The organism is Brevibacillus reuszeri, assembly GCF_001187725.1.
Taxonomy (GTDB): domain Bacteria; phylum Bacillota; class Bacilli; order Brevibacillales; family Brevibacillaceae; genus Brevibacillus; species Brevibacillus reuszeri.
In genome coordinates, this window is the sequence record NZ_LGIQ01000005.1 from 294,521 (window position 1) to 311,466 (window position 16,946).

General features: G+C 48.5%; 16 protein-coding genes. 14 read left to right on the forward strand and 2 right to left on the reverse strand.

All coding sequences use genetic code 11. The annotated features are described in order from the left end of the window. Window positions 1–108: 108 nt before the first annotated feature. Window positions 109–504, reverse strand: coding sequence for a hypothetical protein (locus ADS79_RS04995; protein WP_049737318.1), 396 nt, complete (start codon window positions 502–504; stop codon window positions 109–111). Then, window positions 505–705, reverse strand: a complete 201-nt coding sequence (locus ADS79_RS05000; protein WP_049737319.1) for a helix-turn-helix transcriptional regulator — start codon at window positions 703–705, stop codon at window positions 505–507. 200 nt (window positions 706–905) lie between these two features. On the opposite strand from ADS79_RS05000, the gene ADS79_RS05005 reads away from it, so the two are divergent. From ADS79_RS05005 to ADS79_RS05070, 14 genes are all read left to right on the forward strand, one after another. Further along, window positions 906–1,829 carry an NAD(P)/FAD-dependent oxidoreductase gene (locus ADS79_RS05005; protein WP_049737320.1) on the forward strand — a complete coding sequence of 308 codons (924 nt, stop codon included), beginning with the start codon at window positions 906–908 and terminating at the stop codon, window positions 1,827–1,829. Between the two features lie 71 nt (window positions 1,830–1,900). Then, window positions 1,901–2,152 carry a glutaredoxin family protein gene (locus tag ADS79_RS05010; protein ID WP_049737321.1) on the forward strand — a complete coding sequence of 84 codons (252 nt, stop codon included), beginning with the start codon at window positions 1,901–1,903 and terminating at the stop codon, window positions 2,150–2,152. A 27-nt stretch (window positions 2,153–2,179) separates the two neighbouring features. Continuing rightward, window positions 2,180–2,734: a peroxiredoxin gene (locus ADS79_RS05015; protein ID WP_049737322.1), complete on the forward strand. Its 555-nt coding sequence runs from the start codon at window positions 2,180–2,182 to the stop codon at window positions 2,732–2,734. Window positions 2,735–3,510: 776 nt separating this feature from the next. After that, window positions 3,511–5,730, forward strand: a complete 2,220-nt coding sequence (locus ADS79_RS05020) for a hypothetical protein (RefSeq protein ID WP_049737323.1) — start codon at window positions 3,511–3,513, stop codon at window positions 5,728–5,730. A 31-nt stretch (window positions 5,731–5,761) separates the two neighbouring features. Next, on the forward strand, window positions 5,762–6,946 hold the full coding sequence (locus ADS79_RS05025; RefSeq protein ID WP_049737324.1) for a HEAT repeat domain-containing protein: 1,185 nt from the start codon (window positions 5,762–5,764) through the stop codon (window positions 6,944–6,946). Window positions 6,947–6,963: 17 nt separating this feature from the next. Beyond that, complete coding sequence (locus ADS79_RS05030; protein ID WP_049737325.1) at window positions 6,964–8,403, forward strand: glycosyltransferase family 2 protein; 1,440 nt, start codon at window positions 6,964–6,966, stop codon at window positions 8,401–8,403. Further along, entirely contained in the window at window positions 8,400–9,191 is a 792-nt protein-coding gene (locus ADS79_RS05035) for a response regulator transcription factor (RefSeq protein WP_049737326.1), read from the forward strand. The genes ADS79_RS05030 and ADS79_RS05035 overlap by 4 nt, the downstream gene beginning before the upstream one ends. Before the next feature lie 22 nt (window positions 9,192–9,213). Next, entirely contained in the window at window positions 9,214–10,575 is a 1,362-nt protein-coding gene (locus ADS79_RS05040; protein ID WP_049737327.1) for a nucleotide sugar dehydrogenase, read from the forward strand. A gap of 48 nt (window positions 10,576–10,623) precedes the next feature. Continuing rightward, on the forward strand, window positions 10,624–12,456 hold the full coding sequence (gene glmS, locus ADS79_RS05045; RefSeq protein WP_049737328.1) for a glutamine--fructose-6-phosphate transaminase (isomerizing): 1,833 nt from the start codon (window positions 10,624–10,626) through the stop codon (window positions 12,454–12,456). A gap of 55 nt (window positions 12,457–12,511) precedes the next feature. Continuing rightward, complete coding sequence (locus ADS79_RS05050; protein ID WP_049737329.1) at window positions 12,512–12,694, forward strand: hypothetical protein; 183 nt, start codon at window positions 12,512–12,514, stop codon at window positions 12,692–12,694. Then, window positions 12,691–13,725, forward strand: coding sequence for a bifunctional UDP-N-acetylglucosamine diphosphorylase/glucosamine-1-phosphate N-acetyltransferase GlmU (gene glmU, locus ADS79_RS05055; protein WP_084765630.1), 1,035 nt, complete (start codon window positions 12,691–12,693; stop codon window positions 13,723–13,725). The genes ADS79_RS05050 and glmU overlap by 4 nt, the downstream gene beginning before the upstream one ends. Then, window positions 13,712–14,629 carry a hypothetical protein gene (locus ADS79_RS05060; RefSeq protein WP_049737330.1) on the forward strand — a complete coding sequence of 306 codons (918 nt, stop codon included), beginning with the start codon at window positions 13,712–13,714 and terminating at the stop codon, window positions 14,627–14,629. Before glmU ends, ADS79_RS05060 begins: the two co-directional genes overlap by 14 nt. Before the next feature lie 3 nt (window positions 14,630–14,632). Then, on the forward strand, window positions 14,633–16,315 hold the full coding sequence (locus ADS79_RS05065; RefSeq protein WP_049737331.1) for a hypothetical protein: 1,683 nt from the start codon (window positions 14,633–14,635) through the stop codon (window positions 16,313–16,315). A gap of 78 nt (window positions 16,316–16,393) precedes the next feature. Continuing rightward, window positions 16,394–16,924, forward strand: coding sequence for a hypothetical protein (locus ADS79_RS05070; RefSeq protein ID WP_049737332.1), 531 nt, complete (start codon window positions 16,394–16,396; stop codon window positions 16,922–16,924). Window positions 16,925–16,946 lie beyond the last annotated feature (22 nt).

Consider the following 16,946-nt stretch of genomic DNA (forward strand, 5'->3'; position numbering starts at 1 on the left):
GGTCAAACACTTTTGTCCCCCGACGAGAGGGGAAAACGGTCATGACCGTTTTGTTGCAAAAAGACGTGTACGGGAAGTCATATGTACGCACTGGATGTCTGAAATCGATCAACGATATTGCTTGGACACGATCCACTCCGTCAAAGGCAGCACGATCATGGAGATGGCAAATACCAGGAGGAGTGTCATGTTTTCTCTGCCAAAAATCCACTTGTCTGCAACGAGTGCGAGCAAAAGAAGAGCCATGAGGACAAAGTAGCTGATTTTAGCGCTTTTGTAGGTGATATGTTGCCCAAGCTCATCTTCTTGGCTAGGACCATCTCCTTCTTCACGGCTTCCCCATGTAATCGCTGAGAGCAATGAGCTGAGGACAATGGAGCAGGACATGATTTCATTGAAGCTGACCGTATCGCCAATGATCCATTTGTAGATCGTAAATCCGATAATGATCACGGAAGCCATACCAAAAATGGCAGCACCCCATTGGCGGGTTGTTCCTTTCATTTATAACTCCTCCTCAAAGTGGAATAGCTCGTCTACAGTTACAGCCAGCTTTTGTGCCAGCAAAAAGGCGAGCTTTAAGCTGGGGTCGTACTTGTTGTTTTCAATGGCATTGATTGTCTGACGAGAAACATGACATGCTTTGGCCAAATCATCTTGTGAGATGCCGAGTTGTTTGCGTAGCTGTCTGATTTTGTTTTCCATGGCAATACTCCAATATGTAAAAGATGTTTTACATTTTTAGAGTACGCAAATCGGCGTAGAATGTCAAAAATGTTTTACATTTTGTTCGTTATTTAAAATCATTATAAAAAGATATTGACTTTTATTTTGTATCTTGTAAAATGAGAAGTGTTCCTAGTTGATAATAATTATAAATTGATAATCAGAAAGGGGGAGCCGACATGTATGATGTGATCATTATCGGTGGAGGCCCAGCAGGTGCATCCGCCGCCATCTATACAGCACGAGGAAATTTGAAAACGCTCGTGATCGATAAAGCGCCAGGTACAGGTGCTCTTGCCTTGACTCATAAAATTGCCAACTACCCTGGCGTGGAAGGCGAGCTGTCCGGAAAAGAATTGCTAGACAAAATGCGTAGACAAGCGGAGAGCTTTGGCGCTGAATTTATCCAGACCACGATTTCGGCAGTTGATGTGGAGGATGAAGAGAAAGCCGTATTTACCGCACACGGTACTTTTGAAGCAAAAGCAGTGATCGTGGCAACAGGTGCCAAAGGACGCAACCGTATGCTTCCTGGGGAAGAAGAGCTGTTGGGACGCGGCGTGAGCACATGCGCTACATGTGACGGAGCTTTCTATGAAGGCAAGCACGTTGCTGTCATCGGTGATACAGAGGAAGCTTTGGAAGAAGCACATGCTTTGACCAAATTTACGGATAAAATTACCTTCCTGGTTCCACGCGCTGATTTGCAAGGCGTGGAAGGCACACCTGAGCTGCCAAATACAGAGATCAAATTCCGTACGCGCCCACTGGAGATCATCGGTAACAGCTCTGTTGAAGGGCTTCGCCTCCGTACAGCGGAAGGGAATGAAGAAGTGCTTTCGGTAGACGGCGTGTTCGTATTCCTGTCTGGCAGCAAGCCGGGCACAGATTTCCTCGACGGACAGGTTCCCCTGGACGATGAAGGCTTTATGATTCTGGATGAATTCATGCAATCCTCTGTTCCGGGCGTGTTTGGAGCAGGAGAAGTGCGCAAAACACCAGTGAAGCAGGCTGTCGTAGCAGCTGCGGATGGAGCAATCGCGGCAATGGCTGTCGACCGATATATTAACAAGCGCTCCAAAGTCGTCCCACAATACAAATAAGAAATGGTTCAACAAGCCAACTTTTTGAACACACATACTTAAGCTGACTATTTAAAAGGAGAGAATTTCACATGGCACAAGCAATCGTATATTCCAGCACAAACTGCAGCTTCTGCAAGCAATTGAAGACGTATTTGACAGAACAAAACATCGCTTTCGAAGAGCGTAACATTGACGAGAAGGAAGAATACGGCCAAGAGCTGAGCCGTTTGGGTGTGATGTCTGTTCCGTTGACAGTGATTGGGGACAAGCAAATTTTGGGCTTCAATCCAAATCGTATCAAAAAGGCACTCGCAGCTCTGGAAGAAACAGCAGCACAATAATCTTTTATAAAAAGGGAGAGAACATCTATGACTACACAACAAATCGTTCAATTGCAAGTAGGAAAACCTGCACCGGATTTCAACATGCTATCTACCAAAAACCTGGAGACGCTGGAAGAGCGCGTATCTCTGGCTGATTATAAAGGCAAATGGCTGATTCTGTTCTTCTGGCCATTCGACTTCACATTTGTATGCCCAACAGAAGTAACCTCCTTCAGTGACAATGTAGAAGAGTTCCAAGACCTGGATTGCGAAGTTTTGGGTGTGTCTACAGACAGCGTACACACGCATCGCGCTTGGATCAAAACGCCTCGCGACCAAAACGGTATCGGCGATGTAAACTTCCCGCTGGCTAGTGACTTCAACAAGGACGTTGCGCGTGCCTACGGCATCCTGGATGAAGAAGCAGGTGCAGCTCACCGCGGCCTGTTCATCATCGATCCAGAAGGTATTCTGCGCTACCAGGTTGTAACTGACATGAACGTAGGACGTAGCGTAGAAGAAACGTCCCGTATTCTGCAAGCACTCCAGGCAGGCGGCCTGTGCCCAGCGAACTGGAAGCCAGGAATGAAAACCCTGTAAGCAAGGCATGCAGGTATAAGTGAGTAGTGATAAGGACACTCCCATAAGTGGGGGTGTCTTTTTTTGCTAGGAATCGTGGCGGTGGAGCAAAAGAAGAATAGTTGCATTCTGTGGTCTGGTTTCGTCCTTCTCTGAAGAGCAGACTGTTCGCTCCGCAGCGATTGTCGGGGAAACACAAAAGCAGTAGTCGCAAGGATGTAGGAGCAAGGTTGTGTTTCTGTCTCCCGTCAATCGCTGCTCCGTTAGGCTGGACTACACAGTCGCTTCGACTGAAATTAATCTTTTCCGTCGTGCCCTCCTTCTGATTCACCTCAAAGTGCCCGCCGCGCTAGTGATCCAAGAACCTGGAGCGTTTTCTCCTGTTTCCCCTCCTCCGTCACAGCTCGACTAATCGAGCATTTCCCCTTACTGTTTAATTTTCGTAAATTTCTATGATATTAGAAAAATAAAAAGATTTCCAAATAGTTGCAACCTCCCATTTTTACACGTCAAAAGGAAAATATAGTGTCACGTACAAATACCTAGTGGCGAAAAAAGTTGGGACAGATGGCAGGGAGGGTTGCAGGACTTCGCACCAAAAAACGTAGGACAATAGAGGGTAAAACGGTCTTACATTACATTTTCATGACAAAATTGTAAAAGTGACAATAGTGAATTTCGTCTATGGGAACCCTCTGCTCCCTATGTTTACAATGACTATGACGTTTGGGCGAGAAACGAGCCTGGTCGTCCAAAAGTTCAATAGCTCGTGGCAACATATCGGAGGTTGACGGGAATTGGAACCAAAAAAGAAAAGCCGAGCAGGATGGATAGGCCTCTCGCTTCTCATGGTAGTAGGCATCAGCGCCCTGTGGTGGTACTGGGATGCGGACCGTGTAGAAAGCATGGAAACGACGACTGGCGTTCAAGTGAAATTCCGTACAAGTGGTGACCATATCGAAATCTATCAAAATCAGAAGTGGCAGCCTTTCTTTGCCAAAGGGGTGAACCTGGGAGCATCCCTGCCTGGACATTATCCGGGTGAGCTGCCTATTACAAAAGAGGATTATACCCGCTGGTTCATGATGATCGACGAGATGGGGGCGAATGTGATTCGTGTTTATACGATTCATCCCCCGGCATTTTACGAGGCATTGGTTGAATTTAACCGGAAGAAAGCAGGTGATCCCCTCTATTTGATGCAAGGGATCTGGAGCCCGGAAGAGCTGCTTATCGAAAAGAAGGACGCGTATTTGCCAGAAATTCGCGAGCAGTTTTATCAGGAAATTCATGATGCAGTAGGTGCTGTCTATGGCGATATCACGATTCCGGAAAAGCCGGGAAAGGCAAGCGGAAAATACCGGGCAAATGCAGGACCTTATCTGATTGGCTGGCACACAGGGACAGAGTGGGACCCGGTCATGGTGCAAAAAACAAATCAGCTTCATGCGCAAATCAAGCCATACCAGGGAGCGTATTTCCAGGCGACGGAAAAAGCGAGTCCGTTTGAAAGCTGGCTGGCTGAAGTCGTAGACACCGTGGCACAGGAAGAGAATAAGCAGGGCTGGGAGCATCCAATGACCTTTACCAACTGGGTAACGACAGATCCGCTCTCTCACCCAGGCGAGCCGATGTTTCACGAAGACTTGGTTAGCGTAGATCCGACGCATATTGTGCCGACTAAATGGGACGCAGGCTATTTTGCTTCCTATCACGTTTATCCGTATTACCCGGACCTGTTCCGCTACGATACGAATCTGCAAAACGTCAAGAATGATGCGGGGCAGATTGATACGTACAAAGCGTACCTGCGTATGCTGAAGGCGCATCACAAAGACATGCCGATCATGGTCACCGAATTCGGGGTACCAGCTTCACTCGGGACGGCGCATTTCGGTAATCTGGGACGCAATCAGGGTGGTCATACGGAAAAAGAACAAGGCGAAATCGACGCAGCGCTGATGAAGGAGATTCACGAGGAGGGCTACGCCGGTGGCATCCTGTTTGTGTGGCAGGATGAGTGGTTCAAAAAGACGTGGAATACAATGCGATTTGAGCTTCCCGAGGATCGTCGTTCGTTCTGGCTCAATGTCCTCACAAACGAATCATTGTTTGGCATTTTGGGGATGCACCCGAGTAAAGAGGACGTACTCACGATCGATGGGGACAGAGCCGATTGGGATAAGCTCGCTCCAGAAGACAAACAGCGCCTTCAGGTGCAGCTTCCAGGGATTGATGAGCTTTGGATGACGCACGACGAGGGGTACGTGTACATCATGGCTCAGCTACAGCAAGACTTTCATCCAGAAAAACAAAAGCTCTACATCGGAGTGGATACAACTCCGGGTGGAAACAAGCATGGGCCACAGCTAGCGAACGTCAAACTGGATGAAGGACTGGAGACGCTGATCCAGATTGGAAAAGAGAGTGATATCCGCATCGCTTCCAACTATGATTTCCACACCCGCCTGTACGGAAAAAGGTACGGCATGCTAAAGGTCAAGGAAGCGGAAATGAAGGATGATTCAGGAGCGTTTTCACCATGGAAGCTCGCTGTCGGTTTGGAAATGGAGCCGCCAGACAGCAAGCAGTACCACCCGATGGAAGAGGTCGTCGTAGGGAATCTGCTTCGTGGAACGACAGATGCGAATGATCCTGCGTACAACTCCTTGGCATCCTGGCAGGCAAAAGGAAAGATCGTGGAGATGCGTATCCCATGGATGCTGCTCGGTTTCACCGACCCGAGCTCCTTGCAAGTGATGAGTTATCGGGAGGAACCGAAAGCCTTTCTTACGGAAACGACAAAAGGAATCCGTCTCCTTCCGTGGATCGTCGATGAAAATGGACAATCGACACTCGGCAATGCACAAGGTGAAACGATCTATCCGGTAACGAAGCTGCCTGTCTATACATGGCCAGCGTGGGAGCAGGTAGGCTATCACGAACGAAAAAAACAGAGCTACTCCATTTTGAAAAAAGCATACAGCGAGATCGAGACATCGACCGCTACAAGATAGACAGCCATAAGTGGAGAGGAGAGTGACAAATGTGGAAACACCACTCACGACTGCCGTTCTTTTTCTATACGCGCTATGCGTGGTGATGATCGTAGGGCTGTTCGTATTGTTCTCGCTAAAGATAAGCAACATTCGCGCAGAGAAAAAGGCCCGACTTTGTCAGGAAAAATACCGTGATTACTTCGTTTATTTGCAAGCGCACGGCGAGGAGGAAGAACGTCTCAAAGTGCCGCATGGCGAAGTAACACAAAACGAAAAGCAGATCATGCAAAAAAAACTGTTTGAGCTGATGGAGCTGTTCACAGGTGTTCATCGCCAAAAGCTCATTTGGCTCTGCGAGGATTTGGGACTGGTCGAGTTGGATCGCAAACGATTGAACGGCTGGCGGAAATGGACGCGAGTGGATGCCGCCTACAATCTGGGAATGATGCGTTCCAAAGAGGCACTCCCCGACCTGCTCAAGCTGCTTGAAAATAGCAGCTACGATCCGACCATCTTTATTATTGCTCGCTCGATTGCCAGATGTGCACAAGATACAGGTGATTTGCGCGAATTGGTTGTGCTTCTGGTCAGATACAAGAAAAACTTTCACGAGCTTGTCGTCGATATTTTGAGTGATTCACCAATCGATACAGCGCCTCTGTTTGCCTCCTTTTTACGGGAGAAAAACACGGATTTGGTCAAAATCGGGCTGGTGGGCTTCCTTGCACAGACGAAGCCAGAAAACGAGCCGGCGCTTTACCAACTACTCGAATCCGAGGACAAGGATATCCGCATTAAAGCAGTGAAGCTGCTGTGCCAAGATGCCCGTTATTTGACGGACCAACGAGTAAAAGAGTTCATGAATCACAAGGATTGGGAAATTCGCGCCATGATGGCAAAAGCGGTGGGAGCCTTGGGGCTCACAGAATATATTCCGCTGCTCAAATCGGCAGTTGGGGACTCCAGTTGGTGGGTGCGCCATCACAGTGCATATAGCTTGACTGAGCTTGCGGTCGAGGGCTTTGCGGCATTATGCGAGATTCTGAAAGAAGAGAGGATGGGCAACAAGCTGCAAATGGCTCATCAAGTGATCCAGGAAGAGCTCGAAAAAGGCAAGCAACAGCTGGCGACGTCGCAGGATGTGGATAGGCAGCTGCAGTACAACCAAAAGCTGCACCTTTACCACAAGTCGTATCGCAAAACGATTTCTGCCGTAGCGGCGCTGGAGAGATAAGCGGAGAGGAGGCAGTCATGAGAGACTTTTTACTATACTACGGGGTTTTCGCCATCTATTACGTGATCGCGATTAACTCACTGTACTTCATCATCATGATGTTTTCTTTCAAAAGCATCATGGGAATTTTGAAAAGCTCAGTCTATTCCAGATTTCAGGCGCTTTCGGGCTCGAAGCATGTTCCGCCCATCTCGATTCTGGTACCAGCCTATAACGAAGAGCTGACGATCATCGAAAATGTACGGTCGCTGCTCTCGCTGAACTATCCGAAATACGAGGTAATCGTCGTCAATGATGGATCAAAGGACGAAACGCTGCAGGTACTGATTGAGGAGTTCCAGCTTGCTTCATCTGACCACATGCCGATGCAGCCAGTTCTGCAAACGTCCAAGGTTAGAGGAATCTATCACAATCCGGCTTTTCCGAACTTGTATCTAATCGACAAAGAAAACGGCGGAAAGGCTGACTCGCTCAATGCCGGAATCAATCTGTCACACTACCCGTTAATCGCTTCGATTGATGCGGATTCCCTCTTGGAAAAGGATGCTTTGATCCGAATTGCCAGAGTGTATATGGAAAATCCAGAGGAGACGGTGGCGATCGGTGGCGATATCCGAATCGCCAATGGCTGCAAAATTGAGGATGGCGTGGTCAGTGATATCAGATTACCTGACAAGTTTTTGCCAATGCTGCAGTGTGTTGAGTACCTCAAGGCCTTCCTCGGGGGAAGAATCGGATGGAGTGCAATAAATGGTTTGATCATCGTCTCTGGAGCATTCGGCGTATTTCGCAAAGATTACGTCATCAAGGTCGGTGGGTATCGTGAAGGCTACCCTGGTGAGGATATGAACATCATCATCAAGCTGCATAAATACATGCTGGAAAACAAGCTGCCATATCGCGTAGCCTTTTGCCCGGATGCGGTTTGCTGGACGCAAGCTCCTGATTCGTTCCGAATTTTGGGCAGTCAGCGCCGCCGTTGGGGCCGGGGTAATCTGAAAAACATGATTGAGTACGGCAAAAACATGGTACTGCGTCCAAAGTACAAGGTGTTTGGGTTGATTACATTGCCGTACAACATCTTGTTTGAGACATTGAATCCGTATTTCCGAATCACAGGGCTGCTCGCTCTCATCGGCTATACGCTGATGGATATGACGAATGCTAATGTCCTTCTGATTTACGGCCTGCTCAATTTGATGTATGGCGTACTTTTGGGAATTGGTTCCCTATTGCTTGAAGAAATCGCATTCCGACGTTATCCACGCTTCAAGGACATCGTCAAAATGCTTTTCTATACAGTTTTGATGTTCTTCGGCTACCGCCAAATCGGCGTCATCTGGAGATTCCTCGGTCACATCGAATATTTGCGCAATAACAATTCGTGGGGAACGATGACGAGAAAGAGCTGGAAGACGGAGAACAAAAACATTTCAAGTCTGGAGGCAAGAGGATGAGTAATCTCGTACCGGTATTTTACCAGCTTCTCACCAACATGGAGGCAAGTCAGTCGGCGTGTGGGGTTATTCTTGTCGCTTGCAAGAACCTCGCAAAGGAATCGCTGGAGGCAATCAAAAGAGATTTTGCTCCAGAAGAAAAAGCGGCGTGGGAAGCTCATTATGCCTATGACAAGACCAAAAACTTGTTAGGCATCTTGATCGAGCAGCACAACCTCGCAGATACTCATTTTTTCGCTTTGCGGGTAAAGGATTATTTGCAAGAGAGTCAGCTGCTGTCCGGGAGCTTGCTCATCGCCAGCTTCCCAGAAAGCTCATCCTCGTCTGGTCAGCTGTTTATGCGGATGATGCAGGAGATCAAAGACCTCGAAGGCCATGGTGAGATCAGGATTTACGATCAGCGCAAGGGTGACGAAGCTGCGGATCAAGCAAGCATTTTGCTTGTCAATCACGATCAGCACGTCAATGAGTTTCTACGCATTTATTTAGAGCGAAAAGGCTACCAGGTGACAGTAGCCCAAGACGGGATGGACGGGATGGAGAAATATCGTGAATTGTCCCCAGACCTTATCATCACGGATTTGAATTTGCCGATCTTAAACGGCTATCAGCTCATGGAGAGAATCAAACATCACGGGACTACAGCAATGAGCAAAATTGTGGTGCTCACAGACAAACGACTGGAGGAAGATGTACAAAAGTCGTTTGCACTTGGGGCCGCTGACTATATTACCAAGCCTTTCTCACCTATCGAACTAGAAGCTAGAGTGAGACGGCTAATTTCATAAAGAGAAAGGGAGAGAAGTAAGTATGGGTAGATTCGAGGAGCTGAAACAAAAAATTCAACAAAAAACCGCAAAAGTAGGTGTCATTGGTTTGGGGTACGTGGGGTTGCCACTCGCCATAGAAACGGTGAAAAGCGGCTACACAGTCATCGGTGTCGACCTGCATAGCGGAAAAGTCGAAAGCTTGAAGGCGGGCATTTCGTACGTTCAGGATATTTCAAATGAAACGTTGCAGGAATGCCTGTCAACCAATCGTTTCCACCCAACAACCGATTATCGCGTGATTGAGGAGCTAGATGCGATCAGCATTTGCGTTCCGACTCCACTGAGTCCCAACCAGGACCCGGATACCTCCTATATCACCAATGTGGTAAATGAAATTAAGAGATATATGAAAAATGGATTGCTAATTACACTGGAGAGCACAACTTATCCGGGCACGACAGAGGAATTGATTCAGCGGGAGTTTGAAAAGCTCGGCTATCGTGCCGGCGTAGACTTTTTCCTCTGCTATTCGCCAGAGCGGGTAGATCCAGGAAATCGGATGTTCTCTACCTATAACACGCCGAAAATTATTGGCGGAACGACAGAGCGCTGCATGGAGCTGGGAACGCTCTTGTACGGCAATCTGGTCAAAACAGTCGTGCCTGTCTCTACACCAAAGGTAGCGGAAATGTCGAAGCTGCTGGAAAATACGTTCCGCAGCGTCAACATCGCTTTTATGAATGAAATGGCGATGATGTGCGACAGAATGGGCATCAATGTTTGGGAAGTAATCAAGGCCGCATCGACCAAGCCATTCGGGTTCATGCCATTTTATCCGGGACCTGGAATCGGTGGGCATTGCATACCGCTCGATCCGATGTACCTGTCGTGGAAAGCAAAGGGCTTTAAATTCCACAGCCAATTTATTGAAATTGCCCAGTCTATCAACGATAACATGCCAGACTACGTGCTGAACAAAACGGGTCAAGTACTGAATATCAATGCAAAAGCGATTAACAGCTCCCGCATTTTGATTCTGGGAATGGCGTACAAGCCGGATATTGATGACCTGCGTGAATCACCTGGTCTGGAAGTATACGAGCTGTTTAAGAAAAACGGAGCGTCTGTGGATTATTACGATCCTCATGCGCAAAGCTTCGTGAATAAAAAGGGTGAAGTCGTTCATTCGATTGCCAACGATTACGAACTGTTTCAAACATACGATTGCATGGTGCTGATTACCAATCACGGCTCCTTCCATTATCAGGAGCTGGCTGATCTGGGAGTTTCGATCATCGATACGCGCAATGCATTCGATGGAATTACCAATTCTAATGTATACCGAATCGGTACATCGGTAGCGATTCGTCAGGAAAAAGAAATCGTCAGCATGCTCGCGTAAAACACGCGAGCAGTGCATGGGAAGCGTGAAAGAGGGAGGAAGAAAAATATGTGCGGAATCATGGGATATATCGGATTTAGAGAGGCACAGCCGATCTTGATCAATGGACTGAGAAAACTGGAATACCGTGGCTACGATTCGGCGGGTATCGCCATCTGCGACGGTTCGAGCATTGCAATCAGCAAGGCAAAAGGGCGGATCGATGTCCTGGAGAACCAGACCAATGAATCACGTTTGCACGGATCAATCGGGATCGGTCATACACGATGGGCAACCCATGGACGTCCATCTGATGAAAACTCCCATCCCCATTTTGATCAGACAGGAAAGTTTTCGATTGTGCATAACGGGATTATCGAAAACTACCTGGAGCTAAAAGAAGAGTTGATAGAGCGAGGCGTCGTGTTCACGTCGGAGACGGATACTGAGGTCATCGCGCATCTGCTCTCGGAAAATTATGATGGGGATCTGGTCACCACTGTGCAAAAGGTAGCGACCAAAATTCGTGGTGCGTTTGCGCTGGGAGTCATGTCAGAGCATGAGCCAGACAAGCTGATCGCGGTTCGAGTGGCGAGCCCGTTAATCATTGGGGTAGGCGCCGGCGAAAACTTCATCGGCTCAGATATCCCTGCTGTTCTTGAGCATACGCGGGATGTGTACGTGCTGGAGGACTATGATCTGGCCGTATTGACGAAAGATTCGGTCAGTGTGATGAGCCTGCAAACGAATGAGCCGATTGAGCGGGATCTGATGCGAATCGAGTGGGACAAGGAGCAGGCGGAAAAAGACGGCTACGCCCACTACATGCTCAAAGAAATTCACGAGCAGCCGCGTGCTTTGCGCAATACGATGACAGGACGTATTGATGAAGCTCAGAAAAAGGTTATTTTCCCAACACTCCAGCTGACGCCAGAGTCTGTCCAAAAGCTTGAAAAAATATATATCGTGGCGTGCGGGACTGCCTACCATGCTGGTGTGATCGGTAAGCAGGTAATTGAAAGATTGGCACATATCCCAGTCGAGGTGGACGTTGCATCAGAGTTTCGCTATCGCCAGCCATTGTTCCAAAAAAATACGCTGACAATTGTTGTGAGTCAGTCAGGGGAGACAGCAGATACACTGGCTGCGCTGCGGGAAGCAAAACGGAACGGTTCCGCTGTACTCGCCATCACGAATGTAGTGGGCAGCTCGATTGCCCGTGAAGCAGATGATGTCATCACGACAAATGCTGGACCCGAGATCGCAGTCGCTTCTACCAAAGCCTATACGTCACAGCTGATTGGCTTCTACTTGCTGGGATTGTACCTCGCGCAAGGAAAAGAGACGGTCGATCAGCAAGCGAGAGCGGAAGTGTTATCTGCCCTGCAAGAGCTGCCTGATCAGGTAGAAGCCATTCTTGCCCATGCAGACGGGATTCGTCAGTATGCAGAATCGATCAAAGAAGAAAACCAGCTGTTCTTCCTGGGACGCGGTCTGGACTATGCCGTTTCTATGGAGGGCTCACTGAAGCTGAAAGAAATCTCCTATATTCACTCCGAGGCGTATGCAGCAGGGGAGCTAAAGCACGGGACACTTGCTTTGATTGAAGAAGGGACACGAGTTATCGCGCTGTCTACCCAAGCTGATCTGTACGAGAAGATGGTCAGCAACATTACAGAAGTAAAAGCGCGAGGAGCAGTCGTTCTCGGCATCGCACTTGCCAATAACATGGAATTGCATCGCTCCGTTGATGAGGTGTGCCTGATTCCAGTAACCAACGAGCTGTTAACCCCGGTTCTCAGCGTCATTCCGCTGCAGTTGATCGCTTATTACACATCTGTAGCACTGGGCCATGACGTAGATCGTCCCCGTAATTTGGCAAAAAGTGTAACAGTCGAGTAAAAACGTATGTCCATTAGTACGTAACCTGTACAAATAAAAAAGGAGGCACGATCAAATGAGCACCTCGAATCGGACGTTGAATCAGGAGATTTTACTGGAGATAATGCTTCAGGCCTATCAGCTGGGCGTGCAGAGGAAAGACGTAGATGTAGATATGATGATTAACACATTAACATATGAATTGAAGCCCTACCTCGAAGGTCAGGTACAACAGGGCAGGACGGAGGCAACAGGATGAACATTCATGCAATCGTTTTGGCAGCTGGAAAAGGGACAAGAATGAACTCTAGCTTGTACAAGGTGATGCACCCGGTGTGCGGAAAACCAATGATTGAGCATGTGACCCTGCTTTTGGAAAGCCTGTCCTTACATAATCTCGTCGTGGTGATTGGTCATGGGGCAGAAGCAGTAAAGGAGCAGCTGGGAAATCGTGTACAGTATGCGTACCAACACGAGCAGCTGGGCACAGGACATGCGGTGTGGATGGCCAATCACCTTCTCGCCGATCAAGAGGGAGTCACGATTGTAATCAACGGAGACACCCCGCTTGTAAAAGCAGACACCTTGCGCAAGCTGCTTGAGCATCATCAAAGCAAGCAGGCAGCTGCGACTGTACTGACTTCAATCGTGGATGAACCAACAGGCTATGGCAGAATCATTCGCGATGAAAACGGGGATGTCAGACGAATCGTGGAAGAGAAGGATGCCACGCTCGGTCAAAAAAAGGTGCGTGAGATCAGCACCGGAATCTTTTGCTTTGATAACCAAAAGCTGTTCCAGACCTTGCCGCAGGTCACAAATGAAAATGCCCAAGGGGAGTATTACTTGCCGGATGTACTCGCACTGCTGCAAGAACAGGGCAATCTCATCGGTGCTTATGCAACGGATGATCCGACAGAGGGTACAGGTGTCAACGATCGTGTGCAGCTGGCTCATCTGGAGCTGCTTTTGCGCAAACGAATCAATGAGCGCCATATGCGAAACGGCGTAACGATGGTGGACCCGGCAACGACCTATATCGATTCCGATGTGGAAATTGGGCGAGATACCGTCATCTATCCTGGGACCGTATTGCGCGGGAATTCCCAGATTGGGGAAGGCTGCCAGATTGGTCCTCATGTACAGGTAATCGATACAAAGGTCGATGATTTCACGAGAATTCCTCCGTTTACTGCTGTCGGAGATGTGAAAAAGGGCAACAAGTTACGGGCTGTAGGAGGCGCAGCTGGTCGGGAAGAGATTTTGGTAACGGCGGATGCGCGTCGTTAAGCGTTATTCGTGGCTATGGATCGGGCTGTTATTACTCATAACAGCCTCGATCTCCATGCTGCTTTTGAACGCGAACAATCGCCCTTCATTGACGACGGCTACATGGATTTGGAATGCCAAGCTGATCTCTTCGCAGACAGAGGAGATCGTCGCCTTTGCTCGGGATAACCAAATCAATTTGATCTATCTCCATATTGAGCCTACAGGTGTTTCGCCACAGGCATACCGAGCGTTCATCAAACAAGCGAGAGACGCAAACATCAAGGTCGAAGCGCTTGGTGGCGATCCGAATTGGGCCTATACTGCTAATCGCCAGAGCATTAGTGATCTCATTTCCTGGGTGAAGGCTTATAACCAAACGGCAAAGGCAGAGGAGCGTTTTTCGGGGATTCACGTCGATATTGAACCCTATTTGCTGCCAGAATGGAAAAAAGATCAGGCAAAGATTGTGAACCAATGGCTGAAAAACGTCGATTATCTCATCGCCGAAACCAAAAAGGATACCAAGCTTCAGGTGAGCGCAGATTTGCCCTTCTGGATTGATACCGTGAACGTTCCGGATGATACGGAAAAGGTCAGCAATTGGATGCTGCAAAGACTGGACAGCATCACGCTCATGGCTTATCGCAATCACGCGAAGGGACATAACGGTATTGTTGACATTGTCGAAAAGACAGTAGCGGCTGCAAATAGCGAGAACAAGGCAACGGTCATCGTCGGTGTCAATATTTTGGAATCTTCCGAAGGCAGCAATGTGAGCTTCCACGAAGAAGGTACACACGAGATGAAGCAGCAGCTGGTCATTTTGCAGGAGGAATTAGCAGGTAACCCTGCCTTCGCAGGAAGCGCCATCCATGATTACGAGAGCTGGAAGCATGCGACCCAACGAGAGGAGCAACTTTGACGAATGAAAGCCGCGCGCATCTACTTAAGTGTCCTCTGCCTATCGCTCGGCTTTCTTTTCGGATTTTCCCCTGCGGAAAAGAAGAGTAAAGCCACGTGGATCTGGCAGTCTGAAATCATTGGACAGGACAAGCAGCAGGTCCTTGAATTTTGCGAACAAAACGAAATCAATCTGATTTACCTACGGATTGATATGAACAAGCCGAGCGACTATTATCGTTCGTTCATCCGTGAAGCGACAGCCCAAGGAATCGAGGTTCATGCGGTTGCCGGACATCCGGCATGGGCTTTTGAAAGTAATCAGAAACGGATGATGAACATCGTAGCCTGGGTCAAAAAGTACAATCTGGAAAGTGAGAAGGACGAGCGAATTCGCGGGATTCAATTAGACATCGAGCCGTATTTGCTTCCACAGTGGGAAACGGAAAGAGAGCGTGTCATCCGGGAATGGCAAGCCAATGTTGAAGTATTTACGGAAGCTGTACGTGATGAGACGGGGCTGACGTCAAGTGTGGCTCTTGCCTTCTGGCTGGACGACATTCCTACGCCTGACGATCCTGACATGCCCTTATCCAAATGGATGATTGATCAATTTGATACGATTTGTATCATGGCCTATCGTGATAAGCTTGAAGGCTCCAACGGTATCTTGGCCTTGATCGAGCAGGAGATGCATCAGGCAGATGAGCTGGGAAAAAGAGTGCTCGTCGCGGTAAACATGAAAAAAGATGTGAATGACCATGTTTCCTTTGCGGAAGAAGGCGTCGTAGAAATGAACCGCGTGCTGTCGCTTTTACCCGAGCATCTGGAGCAGCATCCTTCTTATAACGGCGTAGCGATTCATGATTACCGGTATTGGAGGGAGGCAGCAGCGAGCATGCCAGATGTACCAAGCGATCGTTACATGGGCACATACATATGGCGGGCAGAAACGATCCGTTCGGAAAAGGATGAGATTCTCTCGTTCGCCAAAGAAAATGATGTAAATCTGCTTTATGTTCGAATCGACATGGAACAGCCAATCACGATGTACCGAGAGTTTGTAAAGGAAGCAAAGGCAGCCGGAATCGAAGTACATGCGATGGGCGGGCATCCGATCTGGGCATTGACCGAGAGCAGGGGGAAAATCCTGAAGCTGGTAAACTGGGTGAAAGCCTATAATCAACAGGTTTCTCCATCTGAGCAATTCCGTGGCGTGCATCTGGACATCGAACCTTATGTGATGCCGGTCTGGCGTGAAGACAAGGAAGCAGTACTGCGTCAGTGGATGGGAAATATCGAGGTGTTTGTGGAAGCGACGAAGGATGGAACGAACCTGGAGACGAGTGTCGATCTGGCTGCTTGGCTGGACAAGACACCTACTCCCGGACAGGAAGACAAGCCGTTTTCACATTGGATGATTGAGCAACTGGATCATACGACACTCATGGCGTTCAGGGACCATGCTGCGGGAATCATCGGGTTGGTTGAGAATCAGATGAAGTTTGCCCAAACCATCAATAAAAAGCTGGTAGTTGCAGTTGAAACCAAGGAGAGCCATGAAGGGGATTTTGTTACTTTTTTTGAAGAAGGGCGAAGTGAAATGAATCGCCAGCTCCGATTGGTGGAACAAGCACTGGAGCGTTACTCCTCGTATACAGGACAAGCGATTCATGCCTATGAATATTGGAAAGATAGCAAAGAGTAGTGGCTGCTGGCAAATCCATGCCTTGCTAAGCTGTTGTACAATAGAAAAAACGAGTGCAGGAAATGAGGCGAACGAGTCATGCGAGATGTGTCAAACCGCCATAGTGGACTTCCTCCACGCTCGCCAGAAATGTTGTACAACGTCATTCGCAAGTTTTACAGGGGTGCAGTCAGCCATTACGATTTGATCCAAGAGAAAAAGAGTGATGTTGTTGCAGCACGGGAGCGTAGCCTGACAACCAAGGATGATTCCGAGCTGCGACAGGCGCTGCACACACTCTTTTTAGAGTTTCATTTTTATGTAACCTGCTGGCTGCAAATCGAGCTGGCGCTATATCGGCTGGCAAAGCAGGACGCCGCTCAAGCGGTCGTGCTCGCCAAATTTCAGTCAATTCTGGAACGGCATGTAGCAGTTCGAGAGCAGCTGGATCAGACCGAAGCCTGCGTGAATCAGCAAGCTGTTGACGGTGAGGTCGCCTGGTCATGTGTGGAGCAGGATGCGTACTGGTTTGACGGGATTTCTTTTACGGTAGATCAAGCAAGCTTAAATAGTCTGCATCAGCTGTTCCAAGCAATTCAAACGGCAAAAAATGAGCCCCCGCTCAAGTGAAAAGCGTGACCGTCATGAATAA

Excerpts from the sequence above, each read along its gene's own strand:
- ADS79_RS04995 (WP_049737318.1), bottom strand. The coding sequence starts at position 504 with ATGAAAGGAACAACCCGCCAATGGGGTGCTGCCATTTTTGGTATGGCT.
- ADS79_RS05000 (WP_049737319.1), bottom strand. The coding sequence starts at position 705 with ATGGAAAACAAAATCAGACAGCTACGCAAACAACTCGGCATCTCACAA.
- ADS79_RS05005 (WP_049737320.1), top strand. The coding sequence starts at position 906 with ATGTATGATGTGATCATTATCGGTGGAGGCCCAGCAGGTGCATCCGCC.
- ADS79_RS05010 (WP_049737321.1), top strand. The coding sequence starts at position 1,901 with ATGGCACAAGCAATCGTATATTCCAGCACAAACTGCAGCTTCTGCAAG.
- ADS79_RS05015 (WP_049737322.1), top strand. The coding sequence starts at position 2,180 with ATGACTACACAACAAATCGTTCAATTGCAAGTAGGAAAACCTGCACCG.
- ADS79_RS05030 (WP_049737325.1), top strand. The coding sequence starts at position 6,964 with ATGAGAGACTTTTTACTATACTACGGGGTTTTCGCCATCTATTACGTG.
- ADS79_RS05035 (WP_049737326.1), top strand. The coding sequence starts at position 8,400 with ATGAGTAATCTCGTACCGGTATTTTACCAGCTTCTCACCAACATGGAG.
- ADS79_RS05040 (WP_049737327.1), top strand. The coding sequence starts at position 9,214 with ATGGGTAGATTCGAGGAGCTGAAACAAAAAATTCAACAAAAAACCGCA.
- glmS (WP_049737328.1), top strand. The coding sequence starts at position 10,624 with ATGTGCGGAATCATGGGATATATCGGATTTAGAGAGGCACAGCCGATC.
- ADS79_RS05050 (WP_049737329.1), top strand. The coding sequence starts at position 12,512 with ATGAGCACCTCGAATCGGACGTTGAATCAGGAGATTTTACTGGAGATA.
- glmU (WP_084765630.1), top strand. The coding sequence starts at position 12,691 with ATGAACATTCATGCAATCGTTTTGGCAGCTGGAAAAGGGACAAGAATG.
- ADS79_RS05060 (WP_049737330.1), top strand. The coding sequence starts at position 13,712 with ATGCGCGTCGTTAAGCGTTATTCGTGGCTATGGATCGGGCTGTTATTA.
- ADS79_RS05065 (WP_049737331.1), top strand. The coding sequence starts at position 14,633 with ATGAAAGCCGCGCGCATCTACTTAAGTGTCCTCTGCCTATCGCTCGGC.
- ADS79_RS05070 (WP_049737332.1), top strand. The coding sequence starts at position 16,394 with ATGCGAGATGTGTCAAACCGCCATAGTGGACTTCCTCCACGCTCGCCA.